Origin of the sequence: Aliiroseovarius marinus (genome assembly GCF_050881025.1) — a bacterium.
Taxonomy (GTDB): domain Bacteria; phylum Pseudomonadota; class Alphaproteobacteria; order Rhodobacterales; family Rhodobacteraceae; genus Aliiroseovarius; species Aliiroseovarius marinus_A.
This window is the reverse complement of the sequence record NZ_JBNNXQ010000003.1, coordinates 619,573-636,230: the sequence shown is the minus strand read 5'-3', so window position 1 is coordinate 636,230 and position 16,658 is coordinate 619,573. Positions and strand designations below refer to the sequence as shown.

Annotated in this window: 16 protein-coding genes and 1 tRNA gene; 6 read left to right on the top strand and 11 right to left on the bottom strand. The window is 60.6% G+C overall.

What is annotated here, in order from left to right; genetic code table 11:
- Positions 1–92: 92 nt before the first annotated feature.
- Complete coding sequence (locus ACRY08_RS12330) at positions 93–707, top strand: DUF6778 family protein (RefSeq protein WP_432450224.1); 615 nt, start codon at positions 93–95, stop codon at positions 705–707.
- Between the two features lie 214 nt (positions 708–921).
- Here the strand turns inward: ACRY08_RS12330 and ACRY08_RS12325 are convergent, their stop codons facing one another.
- Genes ACRY08_RS12325 through ACRY08_RS12315 form a run of 3 tightly spaced genes read right to left on the bottom strand, consistent with a single transcriptional unit; the run spans position 922 to position 3,260 of the window.
- Complete coding sequence (locus ACRY08_RS12325; RefSeq protein ID WP_432450223.1) at positions 922–1,995, bottom strand: methyltetrahydrofolate cobalamin methyltransferase; 1,074 nt, start codon at positions 1,993–1,995, stop codon at positions 922–924.
- Positions 1,996–1,998: 3 nt separating this feature from the next.
- Positions 1,999–2,937 carry a methylenetetrahydrofolate reductase gene (locus tag ACRY08_RS12320; protein WP_432450222.1) on the bottom strand — a complete coding sequence of 313 codons (939 nt, stop codon included), beginning with the start codon at positions 2,935–2,937 and terminating at the stop codon, positions 1,999–2,001.
- 26 nt (positions 2,938–2,963) lie between these two features.
- The gene (locus ACRY08_RS12315) at positions 2,964–3,260 is read right to left on the bottom strand and encodes a virulence factor (RefSeq protein ID WP_432450220.1); all 297 of its coding nucleotides are present in this window, start codon (positions 3,258–3,260) and stop codon (positions 2,964–2,966) included.
- 278 nt (positions 3,261–3,538) lie between these two features.
- On the opposite strand from ACRY08_RS12315, the gene ACRY08_RS12310 reads away from it, so the two are divergent.
- The 3 genes from ACRY08_RS12310 (at position 3,539) to betB (ending at position 7,275) form a co-directional block, all read left to right on the top strand.
- On the top strand, positions 3,539–4,651 hold the full coding sequence (locus tag ACRY08_RS12310; RefSeq protein ID WP_432450219.1) for a Ppx/GppA phosphatase family protein: 1,113 nt from the start codon (positions 3,539–3,541) through the stop codon (positions 4,649–4,651).
- The gene (locus ACRY08_RS12305) at positions 4,651–5,412 is read left to right on the top strand and encodes an RlmE family RNA methyltransferase (RefSeq protein WP_432450218.1); all 762 of its coding nucleotides are present in this window, start codon (positions 4,651–4,653) and stop codon (positions 5,410–5,412) included. The genes ACRY08_RS12310 and ACRY08_RS12305 overlap by 1 nt, the downstream gene beginning before the upstream one ends.
- Before the next feature lie 408 nt (positions 5,413–5,820).
- Positions 5,821–7,275 carry a betaine-aldehyde dehydrogenase gene (gene betB, locus ACRY08_RS12300; RefSeq protein WP_432450217.1) on the top strand — a complete coding sequence of 485 codons (1,455 nt, stop codon included), beginning with the start codon at positions 5,821–5,823 and terminating at the stop codon, positions 7,273–7,275.
- Positions 7,276–7,348: 73 nt separating this feature from the next.
- Here the strand turns inward: betB and hpaH are convergent, their stop codons facing one another.
- Genes hpaH through hpaE form a run of 4 tightly spaced genes read right to left on the bottom strand, consistent with a single transcriptional unit; the run spans position 7,349 to position 11,411 of the window.
- The gene (gene hpaH / locus ACRY08_RS12295; protein ID WP_432450216.1) at positions 7,349–8,149 is read right to left on the bottom strand and encodes a 2-oxo-hept-4-ene-1,7-dioate hydratase; all 801 of its coding nucleotides are present in this window, start codon (positions 8,147–8,149) and stop codon (positions 7,349–7,351) included.
- Complete coding sequence (locus ACRY08_RS12290) at positions 8,146–9,000, bottom strand: fumarylacetoacetate hydrolase family protein (protein WP_432450215.1); 855 nt, start codon at positions 8,998–9,000, stop codon at positions 8,146–8,148. Before ACRY08_RS12290 ends, hpaH begins: the two co-directional genes overlap by 4 nt.
- A 9-nt stretch (positions 9,001–9,009) precedes the next feature.
- The gene (gene hpaD, locus ACRY08_RS12285; RefSeq protein ID WP_432450214.1) at positions 9,010–9,852 is read right to left on the bottom strand and encodes a 3,4-dihydroxyphenylacetate 2,3-dioxygenase; all 843 of its coding nucleotides are present in this window, start codon (positions 9,850–9,852) and stop codon (positions 9,010–9,012) included.
- 50 nt (positions 9,853–9,902) lie between these two features.
- Positions 9,903–11,411 carry a 5-carboxymethyl-2-hydroxymuconate semialdehyde dehydrogenase gene (hpaE, locus tag ACRY08_RS12280; protein WP_432450213.1) on the bottom strand — a complete coding sequence of 503 codons (1,509 nt, stop codon included), beginning with the start codon at positions 11,409–11,411 and terminating at the stop codon, positions 9,903–9,905.
- Between the two features lie 242 nt (positions 11,412–11,653).
- Between hpaE and dusA the strand changes: the two genes are divergently transcribed.
- Both dusA and ACRY08_RS12270 read left to right on the top strand, forming a co-directional pair.
- On the top strand, positions 11,654–12,676 hold the full coding sequence (gene dusA, locus ACRY08_RS12275; protein WP_432450212.1) for a tRNA dihydrouridine(20/20a) synthase DusA: 1,023 nt from the start codon (positions 11,654–11,656) through the stop codon (positions 12,674–12,676).
- 7 nt (positions 12,677–12,683) lie between these two features.
- Entirely contained in the window at positions 12,684–13,508 is an 825-nt protein-coding gene (locus ACRY08_RS12270; protein ID WP_432450211.1) for a sulfite exporter TauE/SafE family protein, read from the top strand.
- Positions 13,509–13,547: 39 nt separating this feature from the next.
- On the opposite strand, the gene ACRY08_RS12265 is transcribed toward ACRY08_RS12270, so the two are convergent.
- From ACRY08_RS12265 to ACRY08_RS12250, 4 genes are all read right to left on the bottom strand, one after another.
- On the bottom strand, positions 13,548–14,039 hold the full coding sequence (locus ACRY08_RS12265) for an acyl-CoA thioesterase (RefSeq protein WP_432450210.1): 492 nt from the start codon (positions 14,037–14,039) through the stop codon (positions 13,548–13,550).
- 69 nt (positions 14,040–14,108) lie between these two features.
- Positions 14,109–14,182, bottom strand: a tRNA-Gly gene (locus tag ACRY08_RS12260).
- Between the two features lie 73 nt (positions 14,183–14,255).
- A complete protein-coding gene (locus ACRY08_RS12255) occupies positions 14,256–14,474 on the bottom strand; it encodes a DUF1496 domain-containing protein (RefSeq protein WP_432450209.1) in 219 nt (72 codons plus the stop codon).
- A 107-nt stretch (positions 14,475–14,581) separates the two neighbouring features.
- A complete protein-coding gene (locus tag ACRY08_RS12250) occupies positions 14,582–16,627 on the bottom strand; it encodes an ASKHA domain-containing protein (protein ID WP_432450208.1) in 2,046 nt (681 codons plus the stop codon).
- Positions 16,628–16,658: the final 31 nt, after the last annotated feature.

The window sequence follows — 16,658 nt, the reverse complement described above, 5'->3', positions numbered from 1 at the left end:
TTCTTTGGTTTTCCACAATTCAGCCCCAATTCGAAACGAAAAATTAACCAAGTTGAACAGGCCCGTCATGGAATTGGGCCAAGGAGGTCGACATGAAAAAGCTGATTGTGGGTGCACTCTTTACGCTTGCTGTTGCAGGTTGTGTGAAGCCCGAACAGGTGACGCGGGGCGAACAGCCCGGGCTGGATCTGGTCACGCGCGAAGCACCGCTGGAACCGATTGCGATGGACGTGGCCGTGACCGAGATCAATGTCGTGGTGCCTGCAGAGCTTAAAGTGTCCGAGGCCAATACCTTCAAACCCAAAGCTGACATCGTGTGGCGCGAAGACCCGATTGGCAACCGCCATGAGCAGGTCCAGATGATCGTGGCTGATGCGATGAAGCGCGGGGCAGACCGGCTGACAGGGGCACGTTCGGTGGTTCTGGATGTGACTGTGAACGAATTTCACGCTCTGACCCAGCGCACACGCTATACGGTGGGCGGCACGCATGCGATCAACTTCACCTATCTTCTGCGCGATGCTGAAACCGGGGCAGTGATCAAAGAAGCCGAAACCGTTCAGGCCGATCTGCGTGCCTTTGGTGGCGGGGAGGCTTTGGCTGCAGAGGCCCGTGGCGAAACCCAGAAAGTGCGCATCACAGCACATCTGGCAAATGTCATTCAACAGGAGTTGAGTTTTGCCCCTGAAGCCGAGGCCGGCGCGTAAGGCTTCAACCGACTGTTATAAAACGGAAAAGGGCCTGCACATGCAGGCCCTTTGCTTGTTTAGAGGGATCGGGATCGCGCGCGGCAGGCCCAATACGCCGCGTTATCCGCGGCAGGCCCAATACGCCGCGTTATCCGCGGCAGGCCCAATACGCCGCGTTATCCGCGGCAGGCCCAATGCGCCGCGTTATCCGCGGCAGGCCGAATGCGCCGCGTTATCCGCGGCGGCGACGACCTCCGCGACGACCACCGGCCGCACCCGCGACGCCTGAACTGGCCGAGTTGAATTTGATCCACTCGGCGCCGCCTTCGTCATTGTTGGTCAGGAAGTTGGCGGCGCGGATGGCCTCCATTTCCTTGCCCGCTTTGGGTTGTGTCGAGCCAAGACCAAAGAGCTGGCAGAAAGTTTCGTCATCCATATCCGCCGGGATCACGATGCCCTTGGCTTCAACTTCCGCTTTCTTTTCAGCAAGCTTCTTGGGGCCAACGGGCAGGGCGATCGGGTTCATGATCGCCGAGGTCATGCCGGTGGCCATCGCCATCGGCAGGAAGGCGTTGTTGATGCCGTGGCGGTTGGGCAGACCGAACGAGATGTTGGACGCACCGCAGGTGGTGTTCACACCCAGTTCATTGCGCAGGCGGTGGTTCAGTTCAAAGACCTGAAGGCCAGCCGTGCCCATCGCGCCAATGGGCATGACCAGCGGGTCAACCACGATGTCATGGGCCGGAATGCCGAAGTCAGCGGCCCGTTCCACGATCTTCTTGGCCACCGCAAAGCGCACTTCGGGGTCTTCGGAAATACCGGTGTCGTCGTTCGAAATGGCCACCACGGGCACATTGTATTTCTTGACCAGCGGCAGCACGATTTCCAGGCGCTCTTCTTCGCCGGTGACCGAGTTCAGAAGCGGGCGGCCATTGGCGGCTTCAAGCCCTGCTTCCAGCGCGCCGGGCACCGAGCTGTCGATGCAAAGCGGGCAGTCGGTCACGGCTTGCACGGTCTCGACCAGCTTGCGCATCAGGTCCGGTTCAACAAAGTTGTTGTCGGCGTAACGCGGGTCTTCGGCCATTTTGTTCGAGAAGACAGCGCCCGAGTTGATATCCAGAATGGTCGCGCCTGCGGCCACCTGTGCCAGCGCATCGCGTTCCACGCGGCTGAAATCACCGCGCTCCAGCTCTTCGTTCAGGATCTTGCGGCCAGTTGGGTTGATGCGCTCGCCAATGACCGAAAACGGCTGGTCAAAGCCAATGATCGAGGTCTTGGACGCACTTTCAACGATGGTACGGGTCATATTTTATCCTTTGGTCGCGTTTGCTGGGGCGGCGCTGTCGCCACCATGTTCGATGGCCCAGTTGGCATTGGTCTTGATCCCGCCCAACGGGAAGAAATGCACCTGGGTGATGTTGAAGTCGGGGTTGGCGGCCTTGTGGGCGGCCAGATCGGCCAGAACCTCGGTCGGCTCGTGCGGCAGCAGCAGTTTCGACACGTCCTTGGCGCGTTTTTGCAGCACTTTCAGGGACGGGCCGACGCCACAGGCGATGGCGAACTTGATCATGGTCTGCAGCTTGGCAGGCCCGGCGATGCCGATATGGATCGGCAGGTTCATGCCGCGCTCGGCCAGTTCGTTTGCCCAGTCGATGACGGGCTGCGCCTCAAAGCAGAACTGGGTGGCCAGCGCCATCTGGGCGTCGGTGCGTTTGGCGTATTCCTGTTTCCAATCCAGCGCCGCATAAGTGTTGGCGCGGCCCCCTTTGGGGTCGATGTCCAGATTGGGTTCCGGGTGGCCTGCCACATGCAGATGGGTGAACCCCGCCTTGTCGAAAAGCCCGGTTTCCAGAAGCTGCATCGAGCTGTCAAACGCGCCCAAAGGCGTGGTCGGCCCACCAGCCAGGATCAGTCCCTGCTTCACGTCAGCCTCGCCCTGATAGCGGTTGATCCAATCAGCGAGCGTGGCTTCGTCCTTGATGATGCGCGCGGGGAAATGCGGCATCACGTCAAAGCCTTCGCCCTTGATGCGCTTGGCGGTTTCGACCATGTCTTCGATCGGCGTGCCCTCGATATGGGCGATATAGACACGGGTGCCTTCGGGCAGCAGGTCGCGGAAATCCTCGACCTTGGTGGCCGTGCGCGGCATCACCTCGATGGAATAACCCTTCAGAAAGGCCTCCATCTGGGAATTTGCAGCGGTGGGCTGGCCCTCGGCCGGCTTTTTGCGGAAGTTCAACAGCGCCATGGCTGCCTCCTTTATAGGGGATGGGATCACGCCCATCCGTCGTTGCCAATCAAAGCGACAAGCCGCTCTTTGTCGTATTCCGCCTCGATGCGCGCGGCTTCGGCCGTCGCGATCTCTTGCGGATCACCTTCCACGGTGAAAGGGGCGGCTTTGCGCCACTCCGCCAGATAGGCATCCGCGTCCTTCGCGTTCACCTTCATGGCGGCCCGGTCAATGGCCTGTTCGAACCGCTCGGGCAGCGGAACTTTCGTCCCACGGCGCCCTTTGCCGACGATCACCTGTGCGGGGATGTCCCTCCAGTAAACGATGGTCACGTCAGGCATGTGCGATTCTCCTCTCCTCCGTTCTTCATTCGTAAGCGGGACAGGGCGCATCGCCGCGCCGAATTTCGACACGCCGGGTTTCACAAACGACCTGCCCGCCCGTGATTGACGTAAGCGGGATACGCCAGATGCGCGCGCCGGGCCATGGTATTGGCGGTGAAAACTTCTCATGAAGATCATGACGGGGGTGAAACGGTGCGATTTGACATGTGCAGGGATTGCCACGCGCCGCCTGCGCGCCTATCTTGGAGAGAACTGAAAAATGGAGGGCGTGAGCTATGGCGCCCAAGCGTCCCAAAGGTGCGGGCGCGTTCCCGAAAGCGGTCGATACCCCCGCGCCATCCCCGGTGGATCCAGCGAGCCTCTACGCGGCTCTGGACCTCGGCACAAACAGTTGTCGCATGCTGATTGCCCAGCCAAAGGGCAGTCAGTTTCACGTCGTGGACAGCTTTTCGAAGTCCGTGCAGCTGGGCAAGGGTCTGGAGACGTCAGGCCGTCTGAGCCGCGCGTCGATGGCGCGCACCGCACAGGCGCTGAGGATTTGTCGCAAGAAGCTGATCAAACATGACGTAAAACGCATGCGGCTGGTGGCAACCGAAGCCTGCCGGCGTGCCTCCAACGGCAAAAGTTTCATGAGCTATATCCGGCGTGAAACCGGGCTGGAACTTGAGATCATCAAGCCGGAAGAAGAGGCACGGCTGGCCGTGGTGTCCTGCGCGCCGCTTGTGTCGACCAAGACTGAACAGCTTTTGGTGGTGGATATCGGGGGCGGCTCGACGGAACTGGTCTGGATCGACCTGTCAAAAGTGCCCGCGCTGGAACGCCCGCGGTCTATCATGCGCATGGGGCGCGGCTTTGTTGGCGGCGTCAGCGATTTCCCAGCCGCCAGCGTGGTGGACTGGATTTCCGTGCCGCTTGGTGTGGCAACCCTGCGCGAGATGTTTGACGATGTGGAAGATGACGCAGGCCGCTATGCGCTGATGTCCGTGCATTTCGAAGAACAGCTTGCCGATTTCAGCCCCTTTCATCACGAACCGCCCCGCGAGGGTTTTCAGATCATCGGAACCTCGGGCACGGTGACCACGGTGGCGGCGACACATCTGGGGCTCAGACGCTATGACCGCACCAAGGTGGACGGTCTGCGCATGACCTCGGATCAGATCGAGCGGGTGATCCAGGGTTACCTGGCCATGGGGCCGCAGGGGCGGCGGCGCAATTCCCATATCGGGCGTGACCGGCAATCACTGATCATGTCAGGCGCGGCGATCCTGCAGGCGCTGTTGCGTGTCTGGCCCACGGATCGGCTGAGCGTGGCCGACCGGGGCCTGCGCGAAGGCATTCTTTATTCTCAAATGTCCTCGGACGGCGTGTTGGAAGGCGGACCTTTCTGATGTCTCAAAATGGCGGAAATTCTGGCGGCGCTTCCGGCGGCGGCAACAAATACTCGAAACGCACGCGCAAAAGCTCGGGGCGGGGACAGCGCGACCTGACGGTGAAGGTGAAAACCGCCCGCGGGCGGCGTAATTCGTCGACGCGCTGGCTGCAACGGCAGCTCAATGACCCCTATGTGCAGCGCGCCAAAGCCGAAGGGTTTCGTGGCCGCGCAGCCTATAAAATCATGGAATTGGACGACAAATTCCGTTTCCTCGTGAATGGCGCCCGTGTCGTGGACCTGGGCTGCGCGCCGGGGGGCTGGGCGCAAGTTGCCGTGCCGCGCATCAACGCATTGGGCGAAAAATCCGGCAAGCGCGTGGGCACGTTTCTGGGCATCGACCTGCAAGAGGTCGAACCGCTCGCCGGCGCCGAGTTTCACCAGCTCGACTTTATGGAAGATGACGCGGACCTGAAGGTGAAGGAATGGCTTGGCGGGCACGCGGATGTGGTGATGTCGGACATGGCGGCGGCCAGTTCGGGCCACAAACAGACCGACCACCTGCGCATCATCTCGCTCTGTGAAGCGGCGGCCTATTTTGCTTTCGATGTGCTGGATGAAGGCGGCACATTCGTGGCCAAAGTTCTGGCCGGTGGGGCCGAGGGCGAGTTGCAAAAGCTGCTCAAGAGCAAGTTCACCAAGGTGATGAACGTGAAGCCTCCATCCTCGCGCTCGGACAGCTCCGAGAAATTTGTGGTGGCGATGGGCTTCAAGGGCTGACGCGCCTCTTATTTTCTTGTCGAAATACCTTGGGGTAGCGTCAAATCGCAGATTTGACGCAAGGGGCAACGCCCCTTACGCGCCGCATCGCGGCGCCACCAAAAAGCCTCACGAAGTGAGCCACAGACAGTCCGGGGCAGCCCGGTTTTCGCACGAAAACCGCTCCCGCCTGAACTTGGTCCTGCGGACCGCATTCGGTTGGGGTGGCCCCGGGCTGCGCCCGGGGCAGGGTGCCGCAAGGAAAGGTCGAACCTGTCGCTGTAGCTGTCGCGTTTGGAATGGCGTCGGCGCGCGGGATTTGTCACACAGAGCCAAATGCCGCGCGGATCACGATTCTCGCGCGCTGTCAGATTTTCTTATTCTCAAGGCTCATCCGGCCCGGAGATCGAACAGAGGAAGGCACAGATCATGAGAGCACAACCCGAGGCCAGTCATTTCATCAACGGTGCCTATGTCGAGGACAGCTCCGGCGCCGAGATCGAGGTGATCTTCCCGGCCACCGGTGAGGTCATCGCCAAGCTTCATTCTGCCACACCTGCCATTGTCGATCAGGCGCTGAACGCGGCGCGTGACGCACAGGTTGCATGGGCGGCCATGACCGGCACCGAACGTGGCCGCATCCTGCGCCGTGCCGCTGACATCATGCGCGAGCGCAACCATGACCTGTCGGTTCTGGAAACGCTCGACACAGGAAAACCCTATCAGGAAACCAGCGTGGCCGATGCAACATCCGGCGCCGATGCGCTGGAATATTTCGGCGGTTTGGCGGGCAGCCTGACCGGCGAGCACATCCAGATGCCGGACGGTGACTTTGTCTATACCCGCCGCGAAGCGCTTGGCGTCTGTGTGGGGATTGGCGCGTGGAACTACCCCACGCAGATCGCCTGCTGGAAAGCCGCGCCCGCACTGGCTTGCGGCAACACCTCTGTCTTCAAACCCTCTGAAACCACACCGCTGTCTGCCTTGAAAGTGGCCGAAATCCTGATGGAAGCGGGCGCGCCTGCTGGCATTTTGAACGTCATTCAGGGCTACGGAGATGTGGGAGCCGCGCTGGTCACGGACGCGCGCGTCAACAAGGTCTCGCTGACCGGATCGGTGCCCACCGGGCGCAAGGTCTATGCCGCGGCCGCCGAAGGCATGAAACATGTCACGATGGAGCTGGGCGGCAAATCCCCGATGATCGTCTTTGACGATGCGGATGTGGACAAGGCCGTGTCCGGCGCGATCCTTGGCAACTTCTATTCCTCGGGTCAGGTCTGTTCGAACGGCACGCGGGTCTTTGTGCAAAAAGGCATCAAAGAGGCCTTCCTTAAGCGCCTCGCCGAACGGCTGGAGGGTGCGGTGATCGGCGACCCTCTGGACCCCGAGACCTCGTTTGGGCCGATGGTCAGCGAAGGGCAGCTGAACATCGTGATGAACTACATCGCCAAGGGCAGTGAAGAGGGCGCACGGCTGGTCTATGGCGGCCAGCGGCTGGAAGGCGACGGGTTCTTCCTGCAGCCCACCGTCTTTGCAGATGTCACAGATGACATGACCATCGCGCGCGAAGAGATTTTTGGCCCGGTCATGTCGGTTCTGGACTTTGATGACGAGGAAGAGGTGATGGCGCGCGCCAATGACACCGAGTTCGGTCTGGCCGCCGGTGTCTTCACCAATGATCTGACCCGCGCGCACCGCGTGGTGGCAGGCTTCGAGGCGGGCACCTGTTTTATCAACACCTACAACGACGCACCCGTAGAGGCACCGTTCGGCGGCTCGAAAGCCTCGGGCGTGGGGCGTGAAAACTCGAAAGCGGCGATCGAACACTATTCGGAACTGAAGACCGTCTATGTGCGCCTGAGCGATCTGGAAGCGCCGTTCTGAGCGGCTTCAAAACGGCCACGCGCGCCCTTGGGCGCGCGTGGCTCGATTGTCTGAAGTGCGACCCGTAAGCCCTTTATTCAAATGAAATATCTACCGTTCCAAATGGACCGAAATCGGCGTGTATGTCGCTGCCTGAGGGGCACTCCACTGGCCGGATAAAGCTGCCTGACAAGATCACCTGTCCCGCTTCGATCTGCTGGCCATATTGCGCCATGCGCCGCGCCAGCCAGACCACGCTTTCGATGGGGTCGTTCAACACGCCAGCACCCAGCCCGGTTTCTTCGATCTCGCCATTGCGGAAGGTCAGCGCCCCAACCCAGCGCAGGTCATGGGCGTCGATGGCGTGGCGTTCGGACCCCAGAACGATCCCGGCATTGGCGGCATTGTCAGAAATCGTGTCGTAGACCGTGCGGGTCTTGCCGGTCTCGGGGTCGGCGCGCTGAATGCGCGTGTCGAGGATCTCGATCGACGGGCAGACGTAGTCTGTGGCCGCGATCACGTCGTCGCGCGTAACGTCTGCACCGCCCAAGGGCGCCTTCATCACAAAGGCAATCTCGGCTTCAATGCGCGGCTGGATGAAGCGACCCGCGGGCACGGTCGCGCCCGTTTCAAACAGCATATTGTCAAACAGAATGCCGCTGTCGGGAATGTCGATGTTCAGCGCATATTGCATCGCCTTGGAGGTCAGCCCGATTTTCCAGCCGATGACCGTGCGGCCTTCGGCAAGCTTTGCGCGGTAGATGGCGTTTTGCACCTGATAGGCGTCATCCATGCCCATATCCGGGTGGCGGCCTGACAGAAGGCCGATCTGAGTGCCCGTTTTCTCGGCCTCAAGCAGATCGGTGGCGGCTTTGGCGTGATCTTCGGGGGTCATACGCCCTCGTCCTCGACCGTGTTTGTCAGTGTGCCAATGCCCTCGACCGAGACCTCGACCACGTCACCCGGCACCAGATAGCGGGGCGGGTCAAACCGCGCGCCTGCGCCGGTGGGGGTGCCGGTCACGATCACATCGCCGGGCTGAAGCGTCATGAAGGTCGAGATATAGGCAATCTCTTCGCGGATCGGGAACATCATGCGATCCAGCGTGTCGTCTTGTCTGAGCTCTCCGTTCACATGGGTTTGAATGCGCGCGTCGTCCAGCTGTGCGGCGTCTGTGAAGGGCACCAGCCACGGACCGATTGCGCCGGAGCGGTCCCAGTTCTTGCCCTGTGTGACGTTGAACTTCGCATGGCGCACCCAGTCGCGGATCGTGCCTTCGTTGCAGAGCGTGAGCGCCGCGATGTGGTCATAGGCGTCCGCTGCTTTGATGCGACGGCCGGGTTTGCCGATGACAATCGCCACCTCGCCCTCATAGTCCAGCGTATGGTTTTCCGGCGGGCGGATCAGCGGCTGGCCGTGGCCGGTAAACCCGCTGGCAAAGCGCGGGAAAAGCGACATGTATTTGGGCTGCGCACTGCCGTCTTTATATTCGGCATTTCGGTCAGGAAAGTTCACGCCGACGCAGAGGATCCGGCGGGCATCCGGCAGGACCATATCGTAGGTAAACTCGGTATGGGTGACGGATTTGCCTTGCGCGGCCTTAGCAAGCTGGTCAAACGCCCCTGCGGCGATGACCTCGTAAAGGCTTGAATGGTCAGGGAAATCACCGTTCAGGGCGATGGCACCATCATCGGTGACCGCACCAAAGAAGGTCTCGCCCGCAGCGAAGAAAGTGGCAAAGCGCATGAGATTTCCTTAGACCGAGAAGCTGATATTGGCCTGCCCGGTGCCCGAGCTGCCAAAGTAGGGCGTGTAGATGTCAATGGAGCCGTCGTAGTCCTTCCACCCCAACGCGCCGAACAGAAGCGCGGTGTCATTCATCGCGCATTCGCCGGTGCATTTGACGGCGTAGTCGGGCAAAAGGTCCAGGAACTCGGCCCATTTGCCCTGTTTCCACAGCTCGAGCACGCGCAGATCCATCTGGCGGTTGAACTCTCCATTCACAGAATTCAGCCCGTCAACCGAGCGTTCATTGGGGGTGAAATCATGGCTCATCGAGCCGGAGGCCAGTACCGAAACCTTGCGGTTTGACCGCTTGATCCCCTCGGCAATGGCCGCGCCCCAGCGGCGGTTTTCCTCGATGGAGGAAAACTGGTTCACCGCCACGGGCAGCACGCGCGCGTTCACGCCGTCATTGATGAAATGCATAGGCAGAAGCGTGCCATATTCCATGCCCAGATCGGGCTGCGCATGGCCCATGGCGCGTTCGCCGCGGTCCTCGAGCGCATCCAGAATGCATTGCGCCAATTCGCTGTCGCCACGGTAGTCAAACTCCATATCTGCCAGCATATGCGGCAGCTCGTGGCTGATGAACCGGCCCTTGTGATGGGGCTTGGCGTTCAGGTGAAAGCCCTGATTGGTGATCCAATGGGTGTCGAAGATGATGAAGGTCTCGACCTCGCGATCAATCGCGTCCTGGCGGAGCTTTGCATAGCCGTCTATGGCAGGCTGACGGATGCCTTTATATTGCTCCATCGTGTGCGACATCCAGATGCTGGGCACATGGGTGATTTTCGCAGCTTGAACGATCTGTCCCATTGGGTCTCCTCCCGTTGGTGGTCGCGCGTTTCCTGTGTCGGGCAGGGCGCTTACGCACCCAGCCGCATGATTTTGTGTTGGCCGGTGGCGAAACCGACGTGTTTTTGCTCCATGTAGAAGTCAAACGACCAATCCCCCCCGTCGCGTCCGATGCCCGAGGCTTTCACCCCGCCAAAGGGCGTGGGCAAGTGGCGCACATTTTCCGAGTTCACCCAGATCATGCCAGCCTCCAGCCGGTCGGTAAAGCGCAAGGCGCGGGTCAGGTCATTGGTCCAGACATAGCCGGTCAGGCCATATTCCGTGTCATTGGCCATGGAAAGCGCCTCTTCCTCGGTTGAAAACGGGATCGAGGTCAGGACGGGCCCGAAAATCTCTTCACGTGCGATGCGCATCTGGTTCGTGGCATTGGTAAAAAGCGTCGGGCGGATGAAATAGCCTTCGTCGCCGAGTTTCACGCCGCCAGCGGCAACCGTGGCGCCGTCCTCTTTGGCGATGTCGAAATAGGAGGTCACTTTGTTATAGTGTGTCTCGGTCACCAGCGGCCCGATTTCGGTTGCGGGATCCAGCGGGTGCCCCACTTTGATGTTGTTCACCCGTTCGGTCAGTTTGGCTTCAAACTCTTCCCTGATGGTGTCCTGAATAAACAGGCGCGATGACGAGGTGCAGCGTTCGCCATTAATCGAATAAATCATGAAGATTACCGCATCCAAGGCACGCTCCAGATCAGCGTCATCAAAGACGATCACCGGGTTTTTTCCACCCAGTTCCAAGTGGTTACGTTTGTGCGTCTCTGCGCCTTGCTTGACGATCTGACTGCCTGTGCGGCTTTCTCCCACAAAGGCGATGGCGCGGATAAGTTTGTGTTCACACAGCGCTTTGCCCGCGTCATGGCCATAACCGTTCACGGTGTTCAAAACGCCCGGCGGCAACCCGGCCTCTTCGGCAATTTCCACCAAAAGCCGCGCGGTCAGCGGGCTGTCTTCGGCCGGTTTATGCACCACGGTGCAGCCTGCGGCCAATGCGGGCGCGATCTTCCATGTGGACAGCATGAAAGGCGTGTTCCAGGGCGTGATCACGCCCACCGGGCCGATGGGCACGCGGCTGGTGACATTCATCAGCGTTGGGGATTTCAGGTGCTGGCCGTCACGCGCCTCGATCACCTGATCGGCGAAGTAACGGAAGTTTTCAGCGCCACGCAGAGCGGCTTTCGACATGAAGCGGATGGTTTGGCCGGTGTCCCAGCATTCGCACAGCGCAATTTCCTCGGCGCGCGCTTCGATGGCGTCGGCCACGTTCAGAAGGATGCGGCGGCGTTCGGTGGCGGGCATGTCGCGCCAGGCGGGAAAGGCGTCATGGGCGGCGTTTGCGGCCGCGTCGATGTCAGCTTCGGTGCCGCGCGCGACATCGCAGATCACCGATTTATCGACCGGTGAAGTGGTCTGAAACGTGCCCCCTGCGCCAGCATGATCCGTGCCGGCGATGCGATTCTGGATGCCACCGTTTTTGAAACGGTCAAGATAGCTGGTCAGTTTGGCAATATTGCTGTCAAGCGCGCTCATCCGGGTCTCCTGAAGGGCGTGTATTAAAAGTAAACATGTTAAGTAAATAAGAGGGAGCTCCGCGAATGTCAACGGGTATGAGGGGCGAGGGGGCAGAACTTAACGGGTTCAATAAACGCGGCCGCTATGGACCAAATCTCTCCCGTGGGCGATGAAACGCGCGCCGCCGCCCGTCATTCAAGCTGGCGCTTTGGGTCCAACCGATGATAGAGACCGAAGCCAGCTCGACACCAAGGACCGCCATGTCTGATCACACCGCATTTACACCTTTGTCCCCTCGCAAGGCTGCGCGTTTAAGTGTGGCGCCGATGATGGACTGGACCGATCGGCATTGCCGCTATTTTCACCGGCTGATGAGCCGACATGCGCTGCTCTATACCGAGATGGTCACCGCGCCTGCCTTGGTGCGCGGGGGGGCTGTGCATCTGCTGGACTATTCTGCCGAAGAACACCCGGTTGCGGTGCAGCTGGGCGGGTCGAACCCAAAAGAGCTTGCTGCTGCCACGCGGCTCTGTGTCGAACGAGGCTATGACGAGGTGAATCTGAATGTGGGTTGCCCCTCGGATCGGGTGCAGTCGGGCACGTTCGGCGCGGTCTTGATGCGCGATGCCCCTTTGGTGGCGGACTGTGTGAAGGCCATGCAAGACGCAGCACAAGGTGTTGAGGTCACAGTGAAATGTCGCATCGGCGTGGACGAGCAGGAACCGCAAGAGGTCTTGCCTACCTTCCTGAAAGCCGTTGCGGCCGCAGGCTGCGCGCGGTTCACCATTCACGCCCGTAAAGCCTGGCTTCAGGGGCTGAGCCCGAAGGAAAACCGGGACATCCCGCCATTGGATTACCCGTTGGTGCACGCGATGAAGGCGCAGTTTCCCGCGCTCCATCTGTCGATCAATGGCGGTATCACGTCACTGGATGCCGCCGCGGCGCATCTCGAGGTGATGGATGGCGTGATGATCGGGCGCGCGGCCTATCATGACCCGGCCCAGGCGCTTTTGGGGGCCGATCAGCGCTTTTTTGATGTGACCACGCCGGCCCCAACGGCCCATGAGGTGGTTGAGGCCATGTATCCCTATATCGACGCGCGGCTGGCCGAAGGTCTGCGCTTGCACAGCATCACACGCCATATGCTGGGCCTGTTCACCGGCCGCCCCGGCGCGCGCAAATGGCGCCGCATCCTGTCCGAAGGTGCCACGCGAGAAGGTGCGGGGGTTGCTCTGGTGGCCGAAGCGCTGTCACATGTGCCCGAGCACGCCGCTGCTGACTGAGGTTCACATGTCCGACATTCAAACCCTGCTGCCCCTGATCGCCTTCCTGCTTGTGATCGGCGGCTTTGCGGGCGTGTTGGCCGGGCTTTTGGGGGTCGGCGGCGGCATCGTGCTGGTGCCGGCCTTTTTCTATATGTTCTCGGCCCTAGGCTATGGGTCTGACCAACTGATGCAAATTTGTCTTGCCACATCGCTGGCCACGATCATCGTGACCTCGCTCAGATCCGTGCAGGCCCATCACGCCAAGGGGGCGGTGGAATGGGATATTCTGAAGGGCTGGGCGCCGGGGATTATCGCGGGCGCGTTGATTGGCGTGGTGGTTGCCTCTGGGCTTAAGTCACAGGTATTGCAACTTATTTTCGGCATCTTTGGGCTGTTGATCGGGGTCTATCTGGGTCTTGGCCGTGCCGATTGGCGCCTGGCAGAGGCGATGCCGAAAGGTGCGCGGCAGGCCATGATCTCGCCCGTATTGGGCTTCATGTCCGTGTTGATGGGCATCGGTGGCGGCAGTTTCGGCGTGCCGTTCATGACCCTGCACGGGCGGCCCATTCACAACGCGGTGGCAACAGCGGCCGGGTTCGGGGTGCTTATCGCTGTGCCGTCTGTTTTGGCCTTTCTTCTGGTGCCCATCGCACCGGAAGCCCGCCCACCATTCACCATTGGTGCGGTCAACCTGCCGGCCTTTGCGCTGGTGATTGCGATGACGCTTTTGACCACGCCATATGGTGCGCGCTTGGCCCATGCGATGGACCCAAAGCCGCTGCGCCGGGTCTTTGCTGTGTTCCTGACGCTGGTGGCGCTTAACATGCTCAGAAAGGCGCTGGGAATGTGACCTCGGTGGGGGCGGGGCAGGTCGGTGCCTGCGCGAGCGCTATCCCGCTTTGGTTGCACCGTCGGCCCGCAAGGCTTCGATCACCTCATCTGACAGCGGGCGCTTGGTCACGCCATCTTGTTCCAGCGTCACAATCACGCTTTCGCCCAAACAGCGCAGCTCTCCACCGACGAAACAGCCATATTCCATCACGAACGAGCTGTTCCTGAAGCTGGTTGTGCGCCCGGTCACGACGTAGTTTTCGTTCAGGAACATGGGTTTGAAATAACGCGCGCTGTTGGTGGCCAGCACCACCTGCGGGTCGTCTTCGCCGTTGTAAGAGGTCAGTTTGTGATCGCTGAAATAGGGGATGCGCAGGCTTTCAAACCAACGCAGATAGGCCACGTTGTTTACATGATTTAACGCATCCAGCTCGTGAAACCGCACCCGGTCGGCAATGCCGTATTGCCAGCCTTGGGGCACGCCGACACTGCGCAACTGCGCGCTGTTTAACGGTGTAACAAGAGGGATCAGGTCAAAGGGATTGCTCATGAAACTGGCTGCCAGCTTGTTGCAGGAAAGGGGCCGCAGCTTGGTTCCGTGGTCTGAACGGGCTGGGAATGGAGCGGGTGAAGGGAATCGAACCCTCGTCGTCAGCTTGGGAAGCTGCTGCTCTACCATTGAGCTACACCCGCGTTGAAGCTGAGGTAAGCCACATGGTCGCGGGCGTCAAGGAACCGAAAGCCCCGTGACGCCATTTTTATAGGATCAGCAGCGACCGACCCGACCCCAGCTGCCGCTGCTGTAGCAGTTCAACAATACCCCACCAGAACACACTCGTGCGCCTGGCGAATACTGCGCGCCGTTGAACCAGCAGGTGCCACGTTCGTCACCGTCATCACCCGCTTCGCCTTCGGGAAGGATCTCCGAGGTCTTCTTGGTCACATCCACCGGCCCAACTTGCGGGATTTTCTCTTCATCTGCCATTGTCATTCCTCCTCTGGTTGACACTGACAGGTTGACATATATGCGCGTATCTCGCCTTGAGGTGGGTCAAATATTGCTTTTAAAACAAATCATTAACCCGTTTAGCTTTATCCGCGCCGCCGCCGTCTGCGCCGCCCGCCACCGTCTTCGCCATCGCCGCCGCCGCTGTTGAAGCTGGGTTCGGGAAGCTCGACGACTCCCCGCAGGATATCAAATGGGTCTGATGAATTTGGCATCGCCGAGGCGTTCACGAAATGCTCTTGAAAGCGCGCTTCGACCGCGGTTTCGATCTTGGTGATCTGGCGCACGGTTTCCTCGATCTCGGCCCGGGCCGCGCGGTTCAAAAGCGCGATGCGCGCCCCTGTGCCCGCCGCATTCCCGGCCGAGGTCACCTTGTCCAATTCGCAATCCGGGATCATGCCCAGAACCATCGCGTGTTTGGCAGAGATATGCGCGCCAAAGGCGCCCGCCAACACCACGCGGTCAACCTTGTCCACGCCGCGTTTGTCCATCAACAGGCGCGCACCGGAATAAAGCGCGGCCTTTGCCATCTGGATCGCGCGGATGTCGCCATTGGTCACGATGATTGGTTTCTGGTCCTCGTCGCCGTCCCACAAGCGATAGGCATTGGTGCGCCCGTCGGCAATACAGCGATCCGTGCCTGTTTGTTCGGCCGAGCCGATGAGCCCGCCTGCATCCACCAGCCCCGCCATACGCATTTCGGCGATCACCTCGATGATGCCCGAGCCGCAGATGCCGGTCACCCCGGTGACGGCAGTGGCGGCGGCGAAGCCGTCCTCGTCGGACCACAGGTCAGAGCCGATGACGCGGAAGCGCGGTTCCTTGGTGACGGGATCAATCTCGACCCGTTCGATGGCCCCCGGGGCCGCGCGTTGGCCAGCTGAGATTTGCGCGCCTTCAAAGGCGGGGCCGGTGGGCGAGGAACAGGCCATTACGCCCGAGCGGTCGCCCAGCAGGATTTCCGCGTTGGTGCCCACATCGACCACAAGCACAAGGTCGTCGGATTTGTCTGGTGCTTCGGACAGGGCCACGGCGGCCGCATCCGCCCCCACATGGCCCGCGATGCAGGGCAGCATGTAAACCCGGCCTGATTGGTGGATCGACAGGTCAACATCCCCCGCGCGCAGGCGCAGCGCGTCCGAGGTGGTCAATGCGAAGGGCGCCTGGCCCAGCTCAAAGGGATCAATGCCAAGGAACAGGTGGTGCATGACCGGGTTGCAAACGATCACCACATCCATGATCAGCGTCTTGTCGATCTCGGCCTCGGACGCGATCTGGGTGAAAAGCGCATTCATGCCTTCGCGCACGGCATCTGTCATTTCCTGCGCGCCGGTTGCGTTCATCATCGAATAGCTGACCCGGCTCATCAGGTCTTCGCCAAAGCGGATCTGCGGGTTCATCAGGCCAGACGAGGCCACAACCTCGCCCGTGGCCAGGTCGCATAGATGAGCCGCGATGGTGGTCGAGCCAAGGTCCACCGCCATGCCGTAGACCGATCCTTCGTGATAGCCCGGCCACAGATGCATGATGCGCGGCGGGTTTTCCTCGTCTCCCAGATGCACGGCCACGGTGACCGACCAATTGCCTTTGCGCAGGATCGGCTGCATCACCTGCAGAATGTGAAGGTCGGCCTTTACGTCTTTGATTTCCCATTGTTTTTCCAATGCGCGCACCAAGCGTTCAAGATCGCCGGATGGCTCGTGCATGTCCGGTTCTTCGACCGTGACATAATAAAGCTTCACGATGGGATCGAGTGTGATGTCGCGCGCCTCGGCCCGTTTGCGCACCACTTGTTTATGCACCTGGCTTTCGGGCGGCACGTCGATGACCACGTCGCCCTGTACGGTGGCCTGACAGCCCAGCCGGCGCCCCTTGGGCAGCCCGCGAATGTCGTCATAACGCTGTTCGACCTTGTTCCAGTCGGACAGGGCGGTGTCTGCCACGGTCACGCCATGCTTGGGAAATTCGCCAAAGCTGGGGGTCACCTGACATTTCGAACAGATGCCGCGCCCGCCACAGACGCTGTCCAGATCCACCCCCAACTGACGCGCAGCGGTCAGGATCGGGGTGCCGATGGGAAAATGCCCTCGTTTGCCCGAAGGCGTGAAGATGACCAAAGGATCTTGTGACATGCGCGCGTCTTCCCATAGAGATTTTTGATCA

Bases quoted from the DNA above. Each gene is read 5' to 3' on its own strand.
- ACRY08_RS12325 (WP_432450223.1), bottom strand. From the start codon at position 1,995: ATGACCCGTACCATCGTTGAAAGTGCGTCCAAGACCTCGATCATTGGC.
- ACRY08_RS12250 (WP_432450208.1), bottom strand. From the start codon at position 16,627: ATGTCACAAGATCCTTTGGTCATCTTCACGCCTTCGGGCAAACGAGGG.
- ACRY08_RS12305 (WP_432450218.1), top strand. From the start codon at position 4,651: ATGTCTCAAAATGGCGGAAATTCTGGCGGCGCTTCCGGCGGCGGCAAC.
- ACRY08_RS12270 (WP_432450211.1), top strand. From the start codon at position 12,684: ATGTCCGACATTCAAACCCTGCTGCCCCTGATCGCCTTCCTGCTTGTG.
- hpaH (WP_432450216.1), bottom strand. From the start codon at position 8,149: ATGACCCCCGAAGATCACGCCAAAGCCGCCACCGATCTGCTTGAGGCC.
- ACRY08_RS12330 (WP_432450224.1), top strand. From the start codon at position 93: ATGAAAAAGCTGATTGTGGGTGCACTCTTTACGCTTGCTGTTGCAGGT.
- ACRY08_RS12290 (WP_432450215.1), bottom strand. From the start codon at position 9,000: ATGCGCTTTGCCACTTTCTTCGCTGCGGGCGAGACCTTCTTTGGTGCG.
- ACRY08_RS12255 (WP_432450209.1), bottom strand. From the start codon at position 14,474: ATGGCAGATGAAGAGAAAATCCCGCAAGTTGGGCCGGTGGATGTGACC.
- ACRY08_RS12315 (WP_432450220.1), bottom strand. From the start codon at position 3,260: ATGCCTGACGTGACCATCGTTTACTGGAGGGACATCCCCGCACAGGTG.
- hpaE (WP_432450213.1), bottom strand. From the start codon at position 11,411: ATGAGCGCGCTTGACAGCAATATTGCCAAACTGACCAGCTATCTTGAC.
- dusA (WP_432450212.1), top strand. From the start codon at position 11,654: ATGTCTGATCACACCGCATTTACACCTTTGTCCCCTCGCAAGGCTGCG.
- hpaD (WP_432450214.1), bottom strand. From the start codon at position 9,852: ATGGGACAGATCGTTCAAGCTGCGAAAATCACCCATGTGCCCAGCATC.
- ACRY08_RS12320 (WP_432450222.1), bottom strand. From the start codon at position 2,937: ATGGCGCTGTTGAACTTCCGCAAAAAGCCGGCCGAGGGCCAGCCCACC.
- betB (WP_432450217.1), top strand. From the start codon at position 5,821: ATGAGAGCACAACCCGAGGCCAGTCATTTCATCAACGGTGCCTATGTC.
- ACRY08_RS12265 (WP_432450210.1), bottom strand. From the start codon at position 14,039: ATGAGCAATCCCTTTGACCTGATCCCTCTTGTTACACCGTTAAACAGC.
- ACRY08_RS12310 (WP_432450219.1), top strand. From the start codon at position 3,539: ATGGCGCCCAAGCGTCCCAAAGGTGCGGGCGCGTTCCCGAAAGCGGTC.